Genomic DNA, 20,798 nt, shown 5'->3' on the forward strand with positions numbered 1-20,798 from the left:
TCAGGGCCTGAACGTTTTTGTGCGCGTACGCTCCGCTCATGGCCCCGTCCGGACGCACGCCCGCCACCCCGCCCGTACGGCCCCCGGCCACCGCCGTGCGCCGCATCGTGATGCTGGCCTTCGAGGGCGCCCGACTGCTGGACGTCACCGGCCCGTTGGAGGTCTTCAGCGCCGCGAACCGGCTCGGCGGCGGATACGAGACGCTGATCTGCTCCCCCGACGGCCGGGATGTCACCACGGCGTCGGGGACGCGCCTGGTGGTCGACGCGGGCGTGGTGGTTCCGGATACGGCCCCGGAAGGGGCTCCGGGGGCGGGCCCGGGAGAGGGCGGCGCACGAGGCCGGGGCGCCACAGTGATGGGCGGCGCTCCGGTCGAGAACGGCGCCACAGCCGGGAACGGCGCTCCGCCGGTGGCCGACGCCCCGGCCACCGTCGCCCCGGCTCCCGGCGCCCTGGCTCCCTACGCCCCGGCCGGTGACGTCACCCCGTCGGCTCGCGCCATGATCACACCGCACCAGCGGGACGCCTCGGTCCCGGCCCCCGGCGCCCTCCTGGTCCCCGCGCCTCGCGGCAGCCACCCGGTGGACGGAGCGGCTCCCGCCCCGGTCGTCCACCCGGCATCCGCGCCTGCCCTCGACGCCGCCGTCGGCCTCGACACCGTCCTCGTGCCTGGCGCCGAGGACCTGGCGCGGGGACGCTTCCCCGAGGGGCTCCTGGAGGCGGTCATGGGGCTCGCCGCCGCGTCCCGCCGGGTCGCCTCGGTCTGCGCGGGGACGTTCGCGCTCGCCGGCGCGGGGCTGCTGGACGGGCGCCGGGCGACCACCCACTGGCGGCACGCGGCCACCCTCGCGGCCCGCCACCCGGCCGTCTCGGTGGACCCCGACGCGATCTACGTACGGGACGGCGCGATCCTGACCTCCGCGGGCGTGTCGGCGGGCATCGACCTGTCCCTCGCCCTGGTCGAGGAGGACCACGGCCCGGCGCTGGCCCGCGAGGTCGCCCGTGACCTGGTCGTCTTCATGCAGCGCCCCGGCGGCCAGTCGCAGTTCTCCGTGCCCGCCCGCACCCCGCGGCCCCGTCACGACACCCTGCGGGCCCTCCTGGACGCCATCGCCGCCGACCCCGCGGCCGACCACTCCCTCGCCGCCCTGGCCGCCCGCGGCGGGGTCAGCCCCCGGCACCTGGCCCGCCTCTTCCGGGCCCACACCGGTGCCACGCCGGCCGCGTACGTCGAATCCGTCCGCCTGGAGACCGCGCAGGGCCTCCTGGCGGGCGGGGAGAGCGTCTCGGCCGCGGCCCGCCGCAGCGGTGTGGGCAGCGACGAATCCCTCCGCCGCCTCTTCCTCCGCCGCCTCGGTGTCACCCCTTCCGCCTACCGCGCCCGCTTCCGCACGACGACCCGCTGAGGCCGTCCCCTTCGCGGCCCTGCGGTCCGCCTCGCCACCAGCCTTCGTTCGCAGGCGTAAACGACCGGCCTGACAGGCCTTGCCGGTCTTACAGGACGCGACTCCCGCCCACGCCCCCGCTCGCCCGCCACCCGCGTGTCCACATCCGAGGGATCCACGTCCCGATCGGACCGGGCGCCGCGCGTCGCCCCGGCGCGATGCTCCTCGTATGACGAACGCATCCCACGCAGGATCCGACCGCACCCCCGTGACGGACGCAGCCACCGCCACCACCATCGGGGGCATCGCCGTCCCCGACAGCAAGCTCGCCCGCGAGGCCACCGAACTGGTCCGTGAGGTCGCCGACGACCTGATCTACCACCACTCCCGCCGCGTCTACCTCTTCGGCGCCCACCACGGCCAGGCCCGTGGCCTGGACTTCGACCCGGAGCTGCTCTACGTGGGCGCCCTCTTCCACGACCTGGGGCTGACCGAAAAGTACCGGGACTCCCAGCAGCGCTTCGAGATCGACGGCGCCGACGAGGCCCGCCGCTTCCTGACCGCACGCGGCATTCCGGAGGACCGCGCCCACCTCGTCTGGGAGGGCATCGCCCTGCACACCACTCCGGAGATCCCCCACCACATGGCCCCGGAGGTGGCCCTGGTGACGGCGGGCGTCGAACTGGACGTCCTGGGCATCGGCTACGCCGACCTCCCCGAGGCGACCCGGGAGGCGATCACCGCCGCCCACCCCCGCCCCGACTTCAAGCGCCGCATCCTGCGCGCTTTCCACGGCGGGCTGGCCCACCGCCCGCAGACCGCGTTCGGCAACGTGAAGGCGGACGTGCTGGCGCGTTTCGAGGAGGGGTACGAGCGCCCCGATTTCGTCCGGATCATCGAGGACTCACCCTGGGGCGAGTGATCACCGCTTCCCGGCGGTCTTCGTGTTTTCGCAGGTCGGAGCGGGTGCGGTGAACGGATTTCGCGCTACGCCGCAGGTCATGTAATGTTGTTCCCGCAACGCCGACCGGCAGGGAAAACCGCCGGAAAGCCAAGCGCTCGTAGCTTAACGGATAGAGCATCTGACTACGGATCAGAAGGTTGCAGGTTCGAATCCTGCCGAGCGCACAGCCCAGCAAACCCCCTCCGGATCGCCGGAGGGGGTTTTGTCGTGCGTGCGGGAGCGTTCGGCGCGACGGGCGCGGGTCCTGCTGATCACTCGGCGCTCGGGAGAGCCTGCCCGGACCGCCGCACGGGCCTGTTCCGCGCTCGCCCGCAGCCTGGTGGTGGTCGCGCAGGGTGAGCGGACAGCCGTACGTATGCGGGGTGTGCGGGACCGCTCGGCGGCCGGTCGCCGGGCCCGGCTTCCCGGTGCTTCCACGCGGCCTGTAGGGCCTCAGCTGTCGGGGCGTGCGCGGCGCCAGTGTTCGAGGGTGGGGTCGAGGTGGGAGTCGTAGGTGCCGGTTCCCCGGCAGTGTTTGCACTGGCCGGCGCGGTGGACGCTTTCGGTCGGGCCCTTGAAGGGGTCCACGCCGGGGTTGTAGGCCAGGACGCGGGTCACGTAGCCGGAACCCTGGCACCACTGGCAGGTCTTCCCGTCCGCATCCTGCTCCGGGGTGTATCCGCGTTCGCTCATCGGGGCTGACCTGGGGCCCTTTCGTTTTCGTGGGGCGCGGGCCGGGCCGCGCGGGCGCCGGACGCCATGGTGGGTGCCGGTCCGTCATCGCTGGGGGCGAGGGGCCCGCGGCACGCGGCCGTCCGGATCTTTCCGTTCGTCAGGGTAGACGTCCGGCCGGGGTGGGGGCGTCCCGTGGGCCGGTGGTGGCTGTGCGGGGGATCCGCCGACCCGTGGTGCCTTTGTGCGGGGCCTGGGGTGGCGGGACGCGGTGGGCGGGGAACTCCGGTGTTCGCCGGTCCGGGCGGGTGGGGTGCCCGGCGGTGGGCGTGGGCACTAACGTCCTGCTCATGCCTGAGACGCGGGGTTCCGGGACGGTCGGCGTCGCGGGGGAGCGTCCCCGCGCGTGGGGGTGGGTCTTCGGGGCGCGGGAGATCGACGACAGTACGTGCGGCGCCCCGATCTTCACGGACTTCGAGAAGGACTGGGAAGGGCAGCTCGCGCTCCTCCGCCGGTGGATGGAGCGGAAGGGCTACGTGTGCGCGGGGCACGAGGTGTGGTCCGTGCTGCGGCCCAGCAGCGACCTGCCCGCGTTTTTGCGGGCGCAGGGGATCGGCGTGCTGGTCGTGCCGGGGGCCGCCGTCCGGGACCGGATGCGGGCCGTCTGGGAGGACTGGGACCGCGTGGTCGCCGGGGTGGAGGCGGTCGGAGTACGGGTCGAGATCGCCACGGAGCCCTGAGAAGCGGACGGGTCGGTGGGGCGGCGGAACAAACGATTTCCCTCCGGGCGGGTTTGTGGCGTAAGCTCTGAATCACCGACGCGGGGTGGAGCAGCTCGGTAGCTCGCTGGGCTCATAACCCAGAGGTCGCAGGTTCAAATCCTGTCCCCGCTACTGCGGGAAGAGGCTCGGCACACGATGTGTGCCGGGCCTCTTTCGCGTGTGCGGGCGAGGGCGGGCGCCGTGCCGTGGCTCGTAGGGTGAAGGCGTGTGGCGGTGTACGGGCCCGCGGTGGTCGGGCGAGCGGCAGGGGCTCGGCTGGTACAGCCCGGAGCGGCGCGCGGAGCGATGGAGCGCGCTGCCCGTCGGCAGGGAAGTGGCGTTCGCCGTGTACGGGGAGCGGCGGTGCCTCGGGGTGCGGCGCGGCGCGCGGTGGACGACGTGCCCGCACGGAGCGGTGCTCGATGGCGGAAGCGCGCGGAACCAGTGCGCGGACTGCGCGCGGCTGGACCGGTCGCGTTCGGTCGCCGCGGACACGATGGCCGACGATCCCCGCCCGTACGGCGTCTACCTGGCCTATTTCGGCCCCGGACTCCTCAAGGTGGGCATCACGGCCGTCGAACGCGGCGCGGCACGGCTGTTGGAGCAGGGCGCCGTCGCGTACGCCTGGTTGGGGCGCGGGCCGTTGATGGCGGCGCGGCGTGCGGAGGCGTTGTTGGGGAGCGCGCTGGAGGTGCCGGACCGGTTCGGGAAGGCGGCGAAGCGGGCGGCGCGGTCGGCGCTGCCGCCGGTGTCGGAGCGGGCCGAGGCGTTGCGCGAGCTGCATGGTGCGGCCCGCGCGCTGGCGGACTGGCCGGAGACGCTGGAGCCGGTGCCGTTCGCCTGCACGGACCATACGGAGGTCTTCGGGCTGGCGCGCATCCCCGGGGAGGGCGTCGGCGAGGTCGTGGGGTTGGCGGCCGGGGACGAGATCGTCGGGGAGGTGGTGGCCGGGGCCGGCTCCGATGTGTATCTGCGGGACGCGGGTGGGGGCGGGGTGTACGTCCTGGACGCGTGGTTGCCGGCGGGGTGGGTGCTGGGGGCGGCGCGGGGGCGGGCCACCACGGTGCGGGTGCGGGCCGGGGGTCGGGCGGGAGTGGTGCCGGGGGGTGTAAGGGGGAGGGGGTGCAGGAGGGGTTGTTCTGAGGGGCGGGGTGGTAGGGCGCTGGTGAGGAATTCGCGGCTTGGGGGGAAGGCGGGGCGGTGGGGCGCTGATGACGGGGACGGAGGCGGGGCGCGGGGGCTTGTGGGCTCGGGGGTTTGTCGGCCGGGGCTTGTGTGCGGGGGGCCGGTGCTCCGAGGCGCGGGAGGGGGTGCCCCGGGGCGTCGAGTCCGGTCGGGGGTCAGGTGGCCGTCGGCTCGGAGGCGGTCGTGCGGGCGGTGGTGAGCAGGGCTGTTACGGCCGTGCGGAGGTCGTCGAGGGTTACGGGGTCCGTGACGACGCCGAGGGCGGGGTCGGTCTTCGGGCCGATGGCCGGGAGTTCGCGGTGGGCGTCCGGGACGAGGTCGGCCATGAGCATGCGTAGGGTCTCGCGGAGTTGGGCGTTGGCGTGGTCGCCGCCGGTGGGGAACGGGGACGCGGTGATGACGGCGGTCGGCTTGCCCACGAGTTCGCCGCTGCTGACCAGCCAGTCCAGCGCGTTCTTGAGCACGCCGGGGACGCCGTGCGCGTATTCGGGGCTCACGATCAGCACCGCGTCGGCGTCCGTCACGGCACGGCGCAGGGCGGCCACGGGAGCAGGGGCGGTCGCGTCCTCGCAGTCGAGGTCCGGGTTGAAGTGCGGGAGGCCGGCGATGTCGGCGATGGACGAGGGCACGTCGGCGAGGTCGAGCGCGGAGCGCAGGACCGCGTTGTTGGTGGAACGGGCGCGCAGGCTGCCGGATATGGCGAGGATCTTCATGCGCGGGACGGTACGGGGCGATGGTGGTGGGCGGTCAAGGGCGGGCGACGGGATGTCCGGCGATCGCCATCGCGAGGGAACGACCGTGGTCCGAGGGAACGACCGTGATCGCCGTCGGGGCGGATTGTCAGTGGTCGCTGTCATGCTGAGGTCGTGGTGATCGGCGGGAGCTTCGATCGGCGGGATCTCCGATCGATGGGGTCGGACCGGGAGCGCGGGGGTGTTTCGGTCCAGGCGCGGGGTGGTTCGTTGCTCGGGATGGTTCGTTTCGGTCGTGGGCGGTGCGGCCGACGAACGGGGGAGGGAGGAGCTGGCGAGGAGCCGAAGAGGAGCTGACGGAGTTCGGAGAGGGGGTGGTGCGGGGCGGTGATCAATAGTCGGGCTGGGGGTGAGCGGACGGGGGCCGGCGGCAGGCCGATCACGGGGTGGCGGTGAACCGGTCAAGGGTTGGTGGCGAGCGGTTCGGGGGGCCGAGCGGTTCATGGGGGCCGAGCGGTTCATGGGGCCGGAAGAGGGGGCCGGACCGGCCATCGGGGTGCTGATGACGGCCGGTTGAACGGCTTCCACGGTGGTTTGCCTGGCGAAGCCCTTTACGTAGGGCCCTTTGAGCAGGGCCTTTGGTTCCTTCAAGGGCGGCGTGGCGGCACGGTGCCGAGATCGTCAGTGGGTGGAGCGTGACGACGGGGAAAGGGGGAGTGCGGATGCCAGTTGGCGCCATTCGGCGCGGGGGAGAGCGGTCCGGGGGCCCGCGGTGACGACTTGCAGGGCGATGTGGTCGGCGCCCGCGTCCAGGAACCGTTCGGCACGTGCGCGGATCGCTTCGGGTTCCCCGATGGCGAAGACGGCGTCGATGAGGCGGTCGCTGCCGCCGTTCGCGAAGTCCTGGTCGGTGAAGCCCAGTCGGCGCCAGCTGTTGAGGTAGTTGGTCAGCGCCAGGTACGTGCCCAGGTAGGTGCGGGCGATGGCGCGGCCCCGGGCCGGGTCGGGGTCGGGTATCACCTTGAGTTCCGGCGCGAGGAAGGCGTCGGGGCCGAGGGTGGCGCGGGCCTGCGCGGTGTGTTCGACGGTGCCGAGGTACGGGAGGGCGCCCAGGGAGCGTTCGGCGGCGACGCGGAGCATCTGGGGGCCGAGGGCGGCCAGCGCGCGTTGTGCGACGGGTACGGGGGCGGGCGCGGTGTCGAGGGCGTCCAGGTAGGCGCGGAGTGCCGTGAAGGGCCGGTTCGCCAGCGGGTGCGCCTGGCGTTGGGGGAAGGGCGCGTGGCTGACGCCCAGGCCCAGCAGGAGCCGGCCGTCGTGGGCGGAGCTGAGGTCGGCGTGCTCCGCGGCGACCTCGGTCGCGGGGTGGTCCCAGATGCTGAGGATGCTGGTTCCGACGGTGATGCGGGATGTCGACTCCAGCAGGGTCGCGGCGTGCCGGAGGGACGGGGAGCCGCCGATCCACACCGCCCCGTAGCCCAGCGCGTCCAGCTCCGCGGCGGCTTCGCGTACCTCGTCCGTGCGGCCGGGCTCCTCGTCGCGCAGCCCGAGGCTCCAGATGCCGAACCGCCCGAACCGTTCCGTGAACTGCTCGGTCAAGGTCATGGCCGGGTAACCGGAGGGTTCGTCGGCTTATTCCCGGTGTGGCGGGGGCAACGGGTGCCGGAGCGGCGGCAGTTGGGGTTGGCGCCTTGGCGGACGCCTGCCGGGGTGCCGGACGTTTCGCGGTCGGGGGCGGGGCCTCTCTGGGGGTGGGCTGTGCGGAGACGGTGCGGGGAGTGTTTCTCAGGTAAATCACAGAAAGGGGCAAGAGAGCTTTCAGGAGCGGCGGCAAGGGTGGTTGGTATGACTGCCATGGGGATCACTGCTTCGGCCCTCCGTCCGTCCGCCCAGAGCGCCGCGCACACGTCTGCGGCACGCGCCGCCACCGGCCCGGCGGGCGATGCACCGGTCGGCGCGCCGGGCGGCGCCGGGGCCGTGGGCGCGTCCGCCGCCTGGGACCCCGCGCGCGGAGCGGCTCCCGGAGCGGCGTACGGAGCGGTGCCCGGCGGCCCGTCCCGGGTGCTGGTCGTCGTCGGGGAGGTGGCGCTCGCCGATCTGCTGTCGATGGCGCTGCGGTACGAGGGGTGGGAGGTCCGTACGGAGGCGGACGGAGTCGGCGCACTGCGGGCCGCGGAGGTGTGGCGGCCGGACGCGGTGGTGCTGGACATGCCGCTGTCCGGTCCGGACGGCCCGGACGTGCTGGGGCGGTTGCGCCGGGGGCTGCCCGGTGTGCCGGTGCTGTACCTGACGGCGAAGGGTGCGGAGGAGGACCGGATCGCCGGCCTCACCGTCGGTGGGGACGAGCACGTGACCAAGCCGTTCGGGGTGGAGGAGGTGGTGGCCGGGCTGCGGGGGCTGCTGCGGCGGGCCGGTGCCGAGCCCGCGCGCACCGGGTCGCGGCTCGTGGTCGGTGATCTGGAGCTGGACGAGGACAGTCGCGAGGTGTGGCGGGGCGGGCGGGAGATCCATCTGACGGCCACGGAGTTCAAGCTGCTGCGTTACCTGATGCGGAATCCGCGTCGGGTGCTGAGCAAGACGCAGATCCTGGACCGGGTGTGGAGTTACGACTTCGGCGGCCGGGCGAACGTCGTCGAGCTCTACATCTCCTACCTGCGGCGGAAGATCGACGCGGGGTGCTGCCCGATGATCCATACGCGGCGCGGCGTGGGCTACTTGATCAAGCCGGCGACCGGCGACGAGCACTCCGGCGAGCCGGTGGCCGTCAGCGGTGGCTGAAGGGGGAGTGGGGCAGCGGGACCGTCACTGCCCCGCGCGGCGGATCGGGCGGCAGCTGTGGACGGATGGCGCTGAGTCCTGCGCCAGGCGAGGGGCGGCGATAAATCGCTGTACGGTGTAGAAGGGGCAACCGTACGCTGCGGCAGAACCGTTCGCAGCGTTCGTAGGAGCCCCTATGCCCACGATGTCCACCGGAACCTCGCCGCCGGAGAACCCGACCCGCAACCCCACGCGTTGGATCGTCCTCGGCGTCATCTGCCTCGCCCAACTGACCGTCCTGCTGGACAACACCGTCCTGAACGTCGCCGTCCCCTCCCTCACGAGCGAGCTGGGCGCGAGCACCGCCGACGTCCAGTGGATGATCAGCGCGTACTCGCTCGTCCAGTCCGGCCTGCTGCTCACCGCCGGGAACGCCGCCGACCGCTACGGGCGCAAGAAGATGCTGGTCATCGGGCTGGTGCTGTTCGGCATCGGGTCGGCGGTGGCCGGATTCGCGCAGACGTCGGGGCAGTTGATCGCCGCGCGCGCCGGGATGGGGATCGGCGGGGCGCTGCTGATGACCACCACGCTCGCCGTCGTCGTCCAGATATTCGACGAGGCCGAGCGCCCCAAAGCAATCGGCATTTGGGCGGCGGTCAACTCGCTCGGATTCGCGGCAGGTCCGCTCATCGGCGGAACGCTGCTCGATCATTTCTGGTGGGGTTCGATCTTCCTCATCAACATCCCGGTCGCGGTGCTCGGTGTCATCGCCGCCGCCAAGCTCGTACCGGAATCCAAGAGCGCCACGGGGGACCGGCCCGACCTGCTCGGCGCGGTGCTGTCCATGGTCGGCATGGTGGGTGTCGTCTTCGCGATCATCTCCGGGCCGGAGCACGGCTGGCTCTCCGGGCGGGTGCTGGGTTCGGCCGCCGTCGGCGTCGTCGGGCTGGCGGTCTTCGCGGCCTGGGAGCTGCGCACCCCGTATCCCATGCTGGACATGCACTTCTTCCGGGACCGCCGGTTCGTCGGCGCGGTCGCGGGCGGGATCCTCGTCGCGTTCGGCATGGGCGGTTCGCTCTTCCTGCTCACCCAGCACCTCCAGCTCGTCCTGGGATTCGAGCCGCTGGACGCCGGACTGCGCATCGCGCCCCTCGCGCTGACCGTCGTCGTCCTCAACTTCTCCGGTGTCGGCGCGCGGCTGCTGGCGAAGATCGGCACCCCGGGTTCGATCGTCTCCGGCATGAGCCTGCTGGCCGGCGGCCTGGTGGCCATCTCCCTGCTCGGCGCGCACTCCTACGGCGGCATGCTGGTGGGGCTGATCCTTATGGGCGTCGGCATCTCCGTCTCCATGCCCGCGATGGCCAACGCGGTGATGTCCGCGATACCGCCCGCCAAGGCGGGGGTGGGTGCCGGAGTCAACGGCACGCTGATGGAGTTCGGCCAGGGGCTGGGCGTGGCGGTGCTGGGCGCCGTCCTCAACTTCCGGTTCGCCGCGCTGCTCCCGGCCGTGGCCGTGGGCGCGGGATCGCTGCCCGCCGCGCTGGCGATGACCCGTACGGACGCGGAGCGCACGGCCGTGCGGGACGCGTTCGCCACCGGCATCGGCACCAGCCAACTGGTGGGCGCCGCCGCCGTCTTCCTCGGCGGCCTGGTCGCGGCGCTGCTGCTGCGCCGGGCGGAACGCGCGGGGGCCGACGGGGCCGGGGCCGCGTCGGACGGTGACGGGCCGGACGGACAGGCGGAGACGGACGGGCAGTCCGGGACGGCCGGTGTCCTGGGAGCCGGTGAGCCGACCGGTGCGGAAGGCCGCTCCGGCGACGGTGGCGGGGCCGCGGAAGGGGCCCGTCATCCGGGGTCGCGCGGGGTGCAAGCGGAATAGCATCGGGTACGGAGCACCGCGTACGGAGAGTGGGGAGGCGCGCCATGGCAGCGACGGACAGCAGCGCGAAGAAGCGGCTGAACAGCGTATGGCTGTCCGAGCGCCGACCGCTCAAGCGGAAGGCCGAGCAGCCGGCCGGTCTGGATCTCGACAAGATCGTCGCGGCCACGGTGCGGCTGCTGGACGCGGACGGGCTCGCGAAGTTCTCGATGCGCCGCCTCGCGGCCGAGCTGGGCGTGACGGCCATGTCGGTCTATTGGTACGTCGACACCAAGGACGAACTGCTGGAACTGGCTCTGGACGCGGTGTGCGGCGAGCTGACGTTGCCGCCCGGGGCACGGGCGGGCGATGGCGTGAGCGGGACCGGTGACGAGGACGCGGGCGAGCCGGAAGGCGCGGGCGGGGTGGAAGGTGCCGGTGGGGTGGAAGCTGCCGGTGGGGTGAAAGTTACCGGTGGGGCGCGTGTGATCGCCGGGTGCGAGGGCGCGCGCGGGGCGACCGGCGCCCGGGTGACGGCTCCCGTCGTGTCCTCCTTCCCCTCGGCCGCTCTGCCCGGGGCCGGCGAGGGCGGTACGGACTGGCGGGACGACCTGCGGCACCTCGCCCACGAGTACCGCCGGATGCTGCTCGTGCACCCGTGGGCGGCCCGGTTGCTGGGCGAGTACATCAACATCGGCCCGCGGTCGATGGCCTTCTCCAACGCCACGATGCGCACGATGCGCCGCAGTGGCCTCCCCCTGGAGCAGAACGCGGCGGCGCTCGGTTCGCTCTTCCAGTTCGTCTACGGCTTCAGCACCGTGGAGGTCCTGCACGAAGGGCGCTGCCGTGAGGTGGGCATCACCATGGACGAGTACCACGAGGAACTCATGGGCGCGGTCCAGGGCCGGCACGGGTTCGCCGAGGCGCTCGAACTGGCCGACGCGGCGGTGGGGAGCGCCAAGGGAGCGAGCGCGCGGGAGCGGCGCGACCGGGACTTCGACTTCGCGCTCGATCTCCAGATCGCCGGCATCGAGGCGATGCGCGATCGGGCTCCGCGCGATCGGGCTCCGCGCGATCGGGCCCCGTCCTCCGCCGCCTCGTCCGGGGATTCCTCCACTGCCTCGTTCGGCGCTGGGGGCCCGGATGCACCGGCCGCCCGGCTGTCACCCGAGGCAGCGGGTCCCGGCCTCCCCGGGGCCGAGGCGCCGCCCCCGGGCGCGGGCGCGGCAGCGCCGGCCCGCGTGCAGGGGGCGTCCCGCGCGACTGCGGCACGCTGACGCCCGTAGGGGAGACGTGTCAGGGCACGCGCGTCGGGGCTCGTCTGGGCACGTCCGTAGGGGAGACATGTCAGGGCATGCCCGTAAGGGACAGGCCGTAGGTGTGCTGCCGTAGGGGACAGGCCCGTAAGGGGCATTCCGGAAGAGGAATCCCGTAGGGGGGATCCCCGTAAGGGACCCCCGTAGGAAGCGCCCTTATAGGGGACACCTCGACGTCCCCCAGGCCGACGGCCGTCACCGCTCGGCCGCCCGCCCGCAAACAACCCCGCACGCAAACAACAACGGAGCGCGTTCCTCAATCCAAGGAACGCGCCCCATTGTCATTCGCATACCAGGACACCTGGTGGAGCCGGGACGGCTCACCACAAGCCGTCCGGCGTGCCCCAGCGCTACACCGCCGGCAGCGACTCCCCCTGTACCGCCTGGATGTCCAGCTCCACCCTCAGCGTCGTGCCGATGGCGGCGATGCCGGCGGCCACGACCTGGTTGTAGTTGAGCTTGAAGTCGTCCCGGCGCAGGTCGGCGGTGGCGTGGAAGGCCGCGCGGGTGCCGCCCCAGGGGTCGGGGCCGGAGCCGAGGTAGCTCAGGTCCAGGTCGACCGGGCGGACGACGCCGTGCAGCGAGAGTTCGCCGTGGACGGTCCAGCGGTCCGGGCCCGCGGGCTCCAGGCCGGTGCTGCGGTAGGTGAGCTCCGGGTACTCGGCCACGTTCAGGAAGTCCGCGGACCGCAGGTGGCCGTCCCGCATGGCGTTGCCGGTGTCGATCGTCGCGGCCTGGATGACGGCCTCGACGCGGGACTCGGCGAGGTTCTCGGCGATCTGGATGCGTCCGCCGAACTCGGTGAACCGGCCGTGCACGCTGGAGATCCCCAGGTGCTGGGCCACCGCGGCCACCGTGGAGTGCGCGGGGTCGATGGTCCAGGCGCCGGGCGGCGGCAGTTCGGTGCCGCCCTGGCGGGCCAGCACCACGTTCCCGGCGTTGAGCCGGCCGCTGGCCGTCACGATCGCGCTGGAGGCGACCGGGGCGTAGCCGACGGCCGTCACGATGACCGTGTACGAGCCGGCGGGCAGCGGTTCGGGGCTGCGGATCACGCCTTCCTCGTCGGCCGAGGCGCGCAGGACCTGCGAGCCCGTCATGTCGGTGACGGTGAGCACCGCGTGCTGCACCGCCCAGCCGTCCCGCGTGCGGACCTGGGCCCGCACCCCCGCGGCCGACGCTCCGGTCGAAGTCATACCCACTCCCGTTTTCCTCCCTCGTACACATGTCGGGCCCCGGACGGCAGTCTGCAGGCCGTCCCCTGCCTGTGCGCAGGTGCCGTCCGGGGCCCTGGGGCCCGGCCCGCCCGCGTCTCCGCTCATAGCGCGTCGCGGGCCGGGGTCTGGCGGCCCGGGCGATTCCCGGGCTGGTGGTGCCGTGCGCGGGATGCGTACGGCACCGGGTGGGGGACCGGCCGGGTTCGACGAACCCGGGCCGGGCGCTGCGGCCCCTGATGGAGCCAGAGCGCCCGGACCTCGGTCAGTCCTCCGGGTGGGCGAGTTCCACGTCGTGGCCGTCGACCCCGCGGGCGTCGACCGTGAGGCCGCTCGCGACCGGCGGATAGCCGCTGGCTATGACGGTGTACTCGCCGGCGTCCAGATCGGTGAAGGCGTACGCGCCGTCCTCACCGGTCGTGGCGGTGGCCACGACGTTGCCCGCCGCGTCCACCAGGGTGACCCGCGCGTCCCGCAGCGGACGGCCGTCCGCCCCGGCCCGCACGACGCCCTGGACCCGGGCGCCGGACAGCAGCTCGACCTCGACGCGGGTCGTGCCCTGCACGCTCACCTCGACCGGCAGCGCGATCGGACGGTAGTCGGCGGCGTTCACCGCGATGGTGAACGAACCGGCGGCCAGCTCGTCGAAGGAGAAGTACCCCTCCTCGCCACTCGTGCCGGTGGCCAGCACCTCGCCGCGGACGTCGGTGACGACGACCATCGCGCCCGCCACCGGGTCGCCGCTGACCGCGCCGCGGACCTGGCCGCACAGGCCGCTGGTGCCGCTGAGCAGGATGTCGTAGGCGAGCGGCTGGTCGCCGACGACGACCGTGGACGCCTGCGGCTGGTGGCCGTCGGCCGCCGCGATCAGGACGTAGCTGCCGGCGCCGGGGGCGTTCAGCGCGTACGAACCGTTCGTCTCGACGACGGACCGGCCGAGCTGCTCGCCGCCGAGCGAGATCAGCGTGACCGCGGACCGCGGCACCGGGTTGCCCTCGGCGTTGCGGACGAAACCGTGGATCGCCGGGCCGGTCGGGGCGTCCGCCTCGGGGGCGAGCGTCGCGATCGGCTGGGTGTCCTGGACGGGACGGGGCGCGGCTGCCGGGGCCGGGGTGGCCGCGGTGGCCGCGGTGGCCGCCGGGGTCACGGACGGGGCACCGGCCAGGGCCGGCTCCAGCTCCTCCGCACGGGCGGCCGGAGCCGCCGCCGGGGCGTCGCCCTCGGAACCCTCGGAGCCCTCGGACAGCCCGCCGCGGGTCTTCAGCGCGACCTCCTTGATGAAGATCGTGAAGAGGAAGGCCAGCAGGGCGCACGGAGCGGCCCACATGAAGACGTCGGCGACGCCGTGCCCGTAAGCGCTCTCCATGACCGTACGGAAGGGGGCGGGCAGCGCGTCGAGGTCGGGGATGCCCCCGCCGCCGGTGCCGCCGTGGCCCATCTGCGCGGCCTTCGGACCCAACTCGGCCAGGCCCTCCTGGACGTAGTGCGTGACGCGGTTGGCGAGCACCGCACCGAGCGCCGAGACACCCACCGCACCACCGAGGGAGCGGAAGAAGGTGACGAGGGAGGAGGCGGAGCCGAGGTCGGCGGCCGAGACCTGGTTCTGGGTCGCCAGCACCAGGTTCTGCATCATCATGCCGATGCCCAGGCCCATCAGGGCCATGAAGATCGCGACCTGCCAGTAGTCGGTGTCGTACCGGATGGTGCTCAGCAGGCCGAGACCCGCCGTCACCAGCACGCCACCGGAGACCAGCCACGCCTTCCACCGGCCGGTCCGGGTGATGACCTGGCCCGAGACGGTGGAGGAGACGAACAGACCGGCGATCATCGGGATCGTCATGACACCGGACATCGTCGGCGACTTGCCGCGCGCCAGCTGGAAGTACTGGCTGAAGAAGACGGTGCCGGAGAACATCGCGATACCGACGAACAGCGAGGCCACCGAGGCCAGGGTGATCGTCTTGTTGCGGAACAGCCGCAGCGGGACGATCGGCTCCTTCGCCTTGGACTCGACGAACACGAAGATCGCGCCCAGCACGATCGCGCCGCCGACCATGACGAAGGTCTGCCAGGACATCCAGTCGTACTTGTCACCGGCCAGCGTGACCCACACCAGCAGCAGCGAGACCGCCGCGCTGATGAAGAAGGCACCCGCCCAGTCGACCTTGACGCCCTCGCGCTTGACCACGGGGAGCTTCAGCGTCTTCTGCAGCACGATCAGCGCGATCACCGCGAACGGCACGCCGACGTAGAAGCACCAGCGCCAGCCCATCCAGTCGGTGTCGGTGATGACACCGCCCAGCAGCGGACCGCCGACGGTGGCCACGGCGAACGTGGCGCCCAGGTAACCGCTGTAACGCCCGCGCTCACGCGGGGAGATCATCGCGGCCATGACGATCTGCGCCAGCGCGGACAGACCGCCCACGCCGATGCCCTGCACGACACGGCAGGTGATCAGCATGGAGGTGTTCTGCGACAGGCCGGCGACGACCGAGCCCGCCACGTAAATGATCAACGCGACCTGGACCAGCAGCTTCTTGCTGAACAGGTCGGACAGCTTGCCCCACAGCGGGGTGGTCGCCGTCATCGCCAGCAGGGACGCGGTGACGACCCAGGTGTAGGCGCTCTGGCCGCCGTGCAGATCGTGGATGATCTCCGGCAGCGCGTTGGAGACGATCGTCGACGACAGGATGGCGACGAACATGCCGAGCAGCAGCCCGGACAGCGCCTCCATGATCTGCCGGTGCGACATGGGGGCCCCGTCGGGGGATGGCGCTCCCCCGTGCTTGGCGTGGCCGCCCCGCACACCGGCTGGTGTGGTCGTAGCCATGTAATTCCTTTTCATCCTGCGGGTGTACGGGTGGAGGGATCGTGGTGCGCCCGGGTCCGGCAGTCGCCGAAGCTCGCGCGGAGCCTGGCGAGCAGTTCGTTCAGGCGCCCGACGTCGGCGTCGGACCAGTCCTCCAAATACCGGGCGAGTGACGCGGTGGAGCGGCGGGTCAGCTCCGCCAGGAGCTCCCGGCCGCTCGGGGTGAGGCGCAGCAGCCGCGACCGCTTGTCCAGCGGGTCGGGCTCCCGTTCGATCCAGCCCCGCTCCGCGACGTGGGCGACGTGCCGGCTGGTCACCGACATGTCGATCGCGAGCAGCTCGGCCATCCGGCTCATCCGCATCTCGCCGTATGTGTCGAGGAGGGTGAGGACGCCGGCCGAGGCGGGCGGGCAGTCGTGGGGGAGAATGCGCCCCATTTCACGCTTGACAGCACCAATGGCACTGAGTTGCCGGGCCAGCTCCTCGTACTGACTTTGAGCGGCCATGGGCACCTCCACGCATTCATTTGTTGCTTAGGGCAACCATAGGCTACTTGGTTGCTGAAGGCAAACTAAATCGGGCGTATGAGGTAAAGGGAACGAAAAGACTGTGCTTGCGGCAGGTCAAGCCGCCTAAGGCACCCGTGACCACCGTGAACGCGAGCCACACCGGGCCCTGGCGTGCCCCTCGGACCCCGTTTTCGCTAGGGTCCTGGCCTATGGCGAACTACCAGCAGAACCCGTCGGACGGCCACCACGACCCGGCCGGCAGTACGCAGATGTTCCGCGCCTTCGTGGACGAGGGCGCCCCGCAGACCGGCGGACGGGCCGCCCGCCGGCAGGCGTCGTCCGGCCCGAAGGTCGGCCTGATCGTCGGCATCGTGGTCGCGATCCTGATCGTCGCCGGAGCGGTGTGGCTGGCGCTGCGCTGATCCGGCGGTCCGGCGGGAGGGTGCGGGCGCGCGTCGCGTGTCGGCGTGTGCGGGCCGTGCGTCCTGTCGGTGATGATCGCGGTGCTGGGGCGTCGGTGCGCTGATCGCGGCGAGCTCGTCTCGGTGGGCTGTGCCGGGGGCGCCGAACGGGAGCCGTGGTGGCGGGCTGCGCACTGTCTGTAGGTGACTCGGTGGCCTCTACGGATCTACGGAGAGGGCGCCCCGCACCTCTATATAGGGGTCGCTGCGCCGGGGAGTTTGGCCGACCGGTTCGCGTCGTCGCGGTGTTCCGCGGCGATCCGCTCGTCGCTGTGTGCGCGGCGCGCTGTGGTGGGGCGCCGTGGTGGGGCGCTCGGCCGTGAGACGCGCGGGCGTGAACGCGGGCGCGGGAGTGAGCCGGACGCGGGCGTGAACGCGGGCACGGGCTCTCGTGCGGGAGCCGGCGTGGACGCGGGCGTGAGCGACCGGGGGAGGCGCGCGTCGTGCGGGTGCTCCGGCGTCGTAACGCCTCGCGAGTGGCGGCCGTGGTGGGTATGGCGGCCGAGGCTGGTACGGCGGCTGCGGCTGGTGTGACGGTAGAGATGAACTGCGGGTGGAACCCGCCCACTTCGCCCTACGGATGACGATGCAGCCGCTTCGTATCCCTACGGATCCCTACGGAGCCGTGGCTCCCGGAGCGGGCAAAGCGCGAGCCGCCGGGTGGGTGTCGCCTGTGACCCGGGGGCGCTGCGTCTGCGGAGTGCTGGGGCCCGGGAGCGCCCCAGAGGGCGAGTCGGGGGTGCGGCCGTCCGTCGGGACGGACGCCTCCACGGACGCTTCCATGGAACAGTCGTGCGGAGACGAGCGCTGCGGGCGCCGCGTGCGCTGCCTGCCGGTCGGCCCCCGTCGCGGAGCGGCGGCTTTCGCCGCCCGCCGAACCGTCCGGTGCAGTCAGGCGGCCACGGTCGTGCCGCCTGGTGGGTCGCGGCTCAGTCGGAGATGAGCCCGTCGCGGAGCTGGGAGAGCGTACGGGTCAGCAGCCGGGAGACGTGCATCTGGGAGATGCCGACCTCCTCGCCGATCTGGGACTGCGTCATGTTGGCGAAGAAGCGCAGCATGATGATCTGACGCTCGCGGGGCGGGAGTTTGGCCAGGAGCGGCTTGAGGGACTCGCGGTACTCGACGCCCTCCAGCGCGCTGTCCTCGTATCCGAGGCGGTCCGCGAGGGAGCCCTCGCCGCCGTCGTCCTCGGGCGAGGGGGAGTCCAGGGACGAGGCCGTGTAGGCGTTGCCCACCGCCAGGCCGTCGACCACGTCCTCCTCCGACACGCCCAGGCAGGTGGCCAGTTCGGCCACGGTGGGGGAGCGGTCCAGCTTCTGCGCCAGCTCGTCGCTGGCCTTCGTCAGCGCAAGCCGGAGCTCCTGGAGGCGTCGCGGGACGCGGACCGACCACGAGGTGTCGCGGAAGAACCGCTTGATCTCGCCAACCACCGTCGGCATGGCGAACGTCGGGAATTCCACGCCGCGTTCGCAATCGAAACGGTCGATGGCCTTGATGAGGCCGATCGTTCCGACTTGGACGATGTCCTCCATCGGCTCGTTGCGGCTGCGGAAACGTGCCGCCGCGTAACGGACAAGAGGGAGGTTCAACTCGATGAGAGTGTCACGGACGTAGGTGCGCTCCGGGCTGTCCTTGTCGAGCGTGGCCAGTCGCAGGAACAGGGAGCGGGAGAGCGTGCGGGTGTTGATGGCGTCGTCGTCGTGCGCGTGAGGTGCCGGCGCGGGAATCGCGGGAAGCACCTTCGAGCTGCCCAGTTCTGCGGACATGCCACCCCCTTGAGGTCGCGGTCGGAACGCTGTTGGCGCTCTCGGCCCAGGTCAGGTCGAGAACTTTTGCCTCCACCTGAATACCGGAGGCTGCGCCGCGGCAAACGCGGTTCATGCAGAATGTCACATGTCGGCAACGCGCTGTAGCGCCAAGTCGACATATCCGTGCAGGAACGGGTCGCTCGTTCCGGTTACGCCTCGATCCTGTTTGCGGACCGCAGACGGGCGAAGCTCCGCGACAGTAGCCGCGACACGTGCATCTGCGACACCCCCAACTCCGCGCTGATCTGTGATTGCGTCAAGTTGCTGTAGTACCGGAGCAAAAGGATCCGCTGCTCGCGCTCGGGCAGTTGTACGAGCAGGTGCCGTACGAGGTCCCGGTGCTCCACTCCTGCCAGCTCAGGGTCCTCGTAGCCGAGCCGGTCGAGCAGGCCGGGCAGCCCGTCCCCCTCTTGGGCGGCTTCCAGGGAAGTGGCGTGATATGAGCGCCCGGCCTCAAGGCAGGCCAGCACCTCGTCCTCGGCGATCTTCAGCCGTTCGGCGATCTCCGAGGTGGTGGGGGAGCGGCCGTGCAGCACGGTCAGGTCCTCGGTGGCCCCGTTGACCTGCACCCAGAGCTCGTGCAGCCGGCGCGGGACGTGGACGGTGCGGACGTTGTCCCGGAAGTAGCGCTTGATCTCCCCGACGACCGTCGGCATGGCGAAGGTGGGGAACTGCACCCCCCGGTCCGGGTCGAAACGGTCGATCGCGTTGATCAACCCGATCGTGCCGACCTGGATGACGTCCTCCATCGGCTCGTTGCGGCTACGGAAACGCGCCGCCGCGTAGCGGACCAGCGGGAGGTTGGCCTCGATGAGGGCGGAGCGCACCCGGGCGTGCTCCGGTGTGCCGGGTTCCAGACCGGCCAGCTCGGCGAAGAGGACCTGTGTGAGCGCCCGGGTGTCCGCACTCCGGCCCTCGCTCCTGCCCTCACCTCTGCCCTCGCGGGAGGGTGCCTTGGGCGCAGTTCGGGCCGTCACGGTCACGCCACCCTTCACAGACCATCCGGTCACAGTCCATTCATCCGGCAAAAGCGGTCATAGCATCACAAGACATGTGCACTGTGTGCAAGCACCGTATAACGCCGTGTTGGTCGCAGAGTTGAACGCCGGTGCGCGGTGTTGTCCCACGCTCGGCGGGCGCGGCGAAGAGGGTCGTGAGGGGGTGTTCCGGCTGGGCCGGACGGGTGAGGCCGGGTGGTCCGCGCGGTGGGCCGATGAGCCGGGGCGTGGCCGGTGACGGGCCCGCAGGGGAAGCGGTGACAGGACCCGTACGGGGACGGGAGGGGGACCAAATGGCCGGTGGGGGGATGGGGAGAGCGTGGTGGCGCCGGTGGAGTGGCCGACGGGGGTGCGGTGGAGGCGCGGGGGAGGCCCCGGGATCTGTGGGGCGGGTGGGCCTTCAGGTGGCCGGGTTGGGTCTTCGGGCAGGCGGGCGGCGGCCTCCGGCCCCGGTGGCCCGGGGTGCCCCGACACGGGTCCGGGCGGGCCAGGCAGGCGGGTGGCCTCCGGCCCGGTGGCCCAGGGCGCTCCGACACGGGTCCGGGGCGCCCCCGATGTGTCTCAGGGGCGCCCCGGGTGTGATCTGGGGGTGTCGGCTCAGAACTCGTAGTCGGCGATCACCCAAGTGGCGAACTCGCGCCACTGCCCGGCGGCGGCCTGGTGCGCCGGGTGCTCGATGTAGCGCTTGAGTGCGTCGCGATCGGCGACGGCCGAGTTGATGGCGAAGTCGTACGCGATCGGCCGGTCGGTGATGTTCCAGGCGCACTCCCAGACGTCCAGCTCGGGGATCTGCCCCCCGAGCTGCCGGAACGCCTCGACGCCGGCCTCGACGCGCGGCTCGTCGCGTCGGACACCGTCGTTGAGCTTGAACAGGACCAGGTGGCGAATCACAGGGGCGCTCCTCCGTACGTACGGGCGGTGCCGGGACGGGCGGGTGGCCGGGCCCCGCGGGCCGGTCCGGGCTGTTCCATCGGGTGCCTAGGCGACGAGCTGCGTCATGAACTCACCCACGCCGTGGGCCGCGGACGAAATGCCCTCGAACCCTATTTGGACGAGGTCGGCGGCCCGCGCCGGCGAGGTGATGATCGTGTACAGCACGAAGACGATGACCACGTACATCGCGATCTTCTTCGCGTGTGCCATCTCTCCCGTCTCCCCTACCTGTCCCGTCTCCCCGCGGAAGCCCGCGCGCGTCCCGGCGCGGTCGGGCGAGTCTAACCACAGAAACCGCACGTCAGGCGCGGGGTCCCAAAGGGTGGTAGGCGTCTCATCACACCGGAGGTGATCTTCCGAACCGCTTCCCGGCTCCGCCCCGGGCCGGGCACAGGGGTGCTGATCAGCGTGTTTCGGGACCAAAGCCTCGTACAGGAGAGGCCCTTCGGCCACCCGTAGGGGTGTTCGGGAAGAGCAGGATGGGGGAAGCGCCCGCGGATCTG

The 20,798-nt window shown here is 72.1% G+C and carries 16 protein-coding genes, 2 tRNA genes and 3 pseudogenes; 11 read left to right on the top strand and 10 right to left on the bottom strand.

What is annotated here, in order from left to right:
* Nucleotides 1-653 precede the first annotated feature (653 nt).
* From ABZX96_RS09865 to ABZX96_RS09875, 3 genes and pseudogenes are all read left to right on the top strand, one after another.
* Nucleotides 654-1,406, top strand: a pseudogene (locus ABZX96_RS09865) (helix-turn-helix domain-containing protein); the annotation flags it as partial.
* 208 nt (nt 1,407-1,614) lie between these two features.
* Nucleotides 1,615-2,307, top strand: coding sequence for an HD domain-containing protein (locus ABZX96_RS09870; RefSeq protein WP_355540743.1), 693 nt, complete (start codon nt 1,615-1,617; stop codon nt 2,305-2,307).
* Nucleotides 2,308-2,440: 133 nt separating this feature from the next.
* Nucleotides 2,441-2,513, top strand: a tRNA-Arg gene (locus ABZX96_RS09875).
* Between the two features lie 268 nt (nt 2,514-2,781).
* On the opposite strand, the gene ABZX96_RS09880 is transcribed toward ABZX96_RS09875, so the two are convergent.
* Nucleotides 2,782-3,021, bottom strand: coding sequence for a hypothetical protein (locus ABZX96_RS09880; protein ID WP_355540745.1), 240 nt, complete (start codon nt 3,019-3,021; stop codon nt 2,782-2,784).
* Between the two features lie 329 nt (nt 3,022-3,350).
* Here ABZX96_RS09880 and ABZX96_RS09885 point away from each other — a divergent pair, with 329 nt between their 5' ends.
* From ABZX96_RS09885 to ABZX96_RS09895, 3 genes and pseudogenes are all read left to right on the top strand, one after another.
* Nucleotides 3,351-3,740 (top strand): hypothetical protein, encoded by a 390-nt coding sequence (locus ABZX96_RS09885; RefSeq protein WP_355540748.1) that lies wholly within the window; start codon nt 3,351-3,353, stop codon nt 3,738-3,740.
* A gap of 79 nt (nt 3,741-3,819) precedes the next feature.
* Nucleotides 3,820-3,893, top strand: a tRNA-Met gene (locus ABZX96_RS09890).
* A gap of 94 nt (nt 3,894-3,987) precedes the next feature.
* Nucleotides 3,988-4,806 (top strand): annotated as a pseudogene (locus ABZX96_RS09895) (DUF2797 domain-containing protein); the annotation flags it as partial.
* A gap of 295 nt (nt 4,807-5,101) precedes the next feature.
* Here the strand turns inward: ABZX96_RS09895 and ABZX96_RS09900 are convergent.
* Both ABZX96_RS09900 and ABZX96_RS09905 read right to left on the bottom strand, forming a co-directional pair.
* A complete protein-coding gene (locus tag ABZX96_RS09900) occupies nt 5,102-5,659 on the bottom strand; it encodes an NADPH-dependent FMN reductase (RefSeq protein ID WP_355540751.1) in 558 nt (185 codons plus the stop codon).
* A 660-nt stretch (nt 5,660-6,319) separates the two neighbouring features.
* Nucleotides 6,320-7,240, bottom strand: coding sequence for an LLM class F420-dependent oxidoreductase (locus ABZX96_RS09905; RefSeq protein WP_355540754.1), 921 nt, complete (start codon nt 7,238-7,240; stop codon nt 6,320-6,322).
* A 435-nt stretch (nt 7,241-7,675) separates the two neighbouring features.
* Here ABZX96_RS09905 and ABZX96_RS09910 point away from each other — a divergent pair, with 435 nt between their 5' ends.
* The 4 genes and pseudogenes from ABZX96_RS09910 to ABZX96_RS09925 all read left to right on the top strand — a co-directional run bounded on the left by ABZX96_RS09910 (nt 7,676) and on the right by ABZX96_RS09925 (nt 11,527).
* A complete protein-coding gene (locus ABZX96_RS09910; RefSeq protein ID WP_355540958.1) occupies nt 7,676-8,413 on the top strand; it encodes a response regulator transcription factor in 738 nt (245 codons plus the stop codon).
* 175 nt (nt 8,414-8,588) lie between these two features.
* Nucleotides 8,589-10,271 carry an MFS transporter gene (locus ABZX96_RS09915; RefSeq protein ID WP_355540757.1) on the top strand — a complete coding sequence of 561 codons (1,683 nt, stop codon included), beginning with the start codon at nt 8,589-8,591 and terminating at the stop codon, nt 10,269-10,271.
* Nucleotides 10,272-10,315: 44 nt separating this feature from the next.
* Nucleotides 10,316-10,600 (top strand): annotated as a pseudogene (locus ABZX96_RS09920) (helix-turn-helix domain-containing protein); the annotation flags it as partial.
* Nucleotides 10,601-10,735: 135 nt separating this feature from the next.
* Nucleotides 10,736-11,527, top strand: coding sequence for a TetR/AcrR family transcriptional regulator C-terminal domain-containing protein (locus tag ABZX96_RS09925; protein WP_355540961.1), 792 nt, complete (start codon nt 10,736-10,738; stop codon nt 11,525-11,527).
* Between the two features lie 389 nt (nt 11,528-11,916).
* Here the strand turns inward: ABZX96_RS09925 and ABZX96_RS09930 are convergent, their stop codons facing one another.
* From ABZX96_RS09930 to ABZX96_RS09940, 3 genes are all read right to left on the bottom strand, one after another.
* A complete protein-coding gene (locus ABZX96_RS09930) occupies nt 11,917-12,759 on the bottom strand; it encodes a YceI family protein (RefSeq protein WP_355540760.1) in 843 nt (280 codons plus the stop codon).
* A gap of 283 nt (nt 12,760-13,042) precedes the next feature.
* A complete protein-coding gene (locus tag ABZX96_RS09935) occupies nt 13,043-15,607 on the bottom strand; it encodes an MFS transporter (protein WP_355540763.1) in 2,565 nt (854 codons plus the stop codon).
* 11 nt (nt 15,608-15,618) lie between these two features.
* Nucleotides 15,619-16,092, bottom strand: coding sequence for a MarR family transcriptional regulator (locus tag ABZX96_RS09940; RefSeq protein ID WP_355540765.1), 474 nt, complete (start codon nt 16,090-16,092; stop codon nt 15,619-15,621).
* 212 nt (nt 16,093-16,304) lie between these two features.
* Between ABZX96_RS09940 and ABZX96_RS09945 the strand changes: the two genes are divergently transcribed.
* Nucleotides 16,305-16,517, top strand: coding sequence for a hypothetical protein (locus ABZX96_RS09945; protein ID WP_355540768.1), 213 nt, complete (start codon nt 16,305-16,307; stop codon nt 16,515-16,517).
* 968 nt (nt 16,518-17,485) lie between these two features.
* Here ABZX96_RS09945 and ABZX96_RS09950 read toward each other — a convergent pair.
* The 4 genes from ABZX96_RS09950 to ABZX96_RS09965 form a co-directional block, all read right to left on the bottom strand.
* Nucleotides 17,486-18,322 (bottom strand): RNA polymerase sigma factor SigF, encoded by an 837-nt coding sequence (locus ABZX96_RS09950; RefSeq protein ID WP_355540771.1) that lies wholly within the window; start codon nt 18,320-18,322, stop codon nt 17,486-17,488.
* 191 nt (nt 18,323-18,513) lie between these two features.
* Entirely contained in the window at nt 18,514-19,347 is an 834-nt protein-coding gene (locus ABZX96_RS09955; protein ID WP_355540774.1) for an RNA polymerase sigma factor SigF, read from the bottom strand.
* A 612-nt stretch (nt 19,348-19,959) separates the two neighbouring features.
* Complete coding sequence (locus tag ABZX96_RS09960; RefSeq protein WP_355540777.1) at nt 19,960-20,253, bottom strand: Dabb family protein; 294 nt, start codon at nt 20,251-20,253, stop codon at nt 19,960-19,962.
* 87 nt (nt 20,254-20,340) lie between these two features.
* Nucleotides 20,341-20,505, bottom strand: a complete 165-nt coding sequence (locus ABZX96_RS09965) for a hypothetical protein (RefSeq protein WP_355540780.1) — start codon at nt 20,503-20,505, stop codon at nt 20,341-20,343.
* Nucleotides 20,506-20,798: the final 293 nt, after the last annotated feature.

The sequence above is a fragment of the Streptomyces sp. NPDC003077 genome, from assembly GCF_040611095.1.
Taxonomy (GTDB): domain Bacteria; phylum Actinomycetota; class Actinomycetes; order Streptomycetales; family Streptomycetaceae; genus Streptomyces.

What these genes read in the sequence shown, in the direction of transcription:
- ABZX96_RS09930 (WP_355540760.1), bottom strand. Translation starts at nt 12,759, where the DNA reads ATGACTTCGACCGGAGCGTCGGCCGCGGGGGTGCGGGCCCAGGTCCGC.
- ABZX96_RS09945 (WP_355540768.1), top strand. Translation starts at nt 16,305, where the DNA reads ATGGCGAACTACCAGCAGAACCCGTCGGACGGCCACCACGACCCGGCC.
- ABZX96_RS09885 (WP_355540748.1), top strand. Translation starts at nt 3,351, where the DNA reads ATGCCTGAGACGCGGGGTTCCGGGACGGTCGGCGTCGCGGGGGAGCGT.
- ABZX96_RS09880 (WP_355540745.1), bottom strand. Translation starts at nt 3,021, where the DNA reads ATGAGCGAACGCGGATACACCCCGGAGCAGGATGCGGACGGGAAGACC.
- ABZX96_RS09940 (WP_355540765.1), bottom strand. Translation starts at nt 16,092, where the DNA reads ATGGCCGCTCAAAGTCAGTACGAGGAGCTGGCCCGGCAACTCAGTGCC.
- ABZX96_RS09935 (WP_355540763.1), bottom strand. Translation starts at nt 15,607, where the DNA reads ATGGCTACGACCACACCAGCCGGTGTGCGGGGCGGCCACGCCAAGCAC.
- ABZX96_RS09900 (WP_355540751.1), bottom strand. Translation starts at nt 5,659, where the DNA reads ATGAAGATCCTCGCCATATCCGGCAGCCTGCGCGCCCGTTCCACCAAC.
- ABZX96_RS09965 (WP_355540780.1), bottom strand. Translation starts at nt 20,505, where the DNA reads ATGGCACACGCGAAGAAGATCGCGATGTACGTGGTCATCGTCTTCGTG.
- ABZX96_RS09870 (WP_355540743.1), top strand. Translation starts at nt 1,615, where the DNA reads ATGACGAACGCATCCCACGCAGGATCCGACCGCACCCCCGTGACGGAC.
- ABZX96_RS09915 (WP_355540757.1), top strand. Translation starts at nt 8,589, where the DNA reads ATGCCCACGATGTCCACCGGAACCTCGCCGCCGGAGAACCCGACCCGC.
- ABZX96_RS09905 (WP_355540754.1), bottom strand. Translation starts at nt 7,240, where the DNA reads ATGACCTTGACCGAGCAGTTCACGGAACGGTTCGGGCGGTTCGGCATC.
- ABZX96_RS09950 (WP_355540771.1), bottom strand. Translation starts at nt 18,322, where the DNA reads ATGTCCGCAGAACTGGGCAGCTCGAAGGTGCTTCCCGCGATTCCCGCG.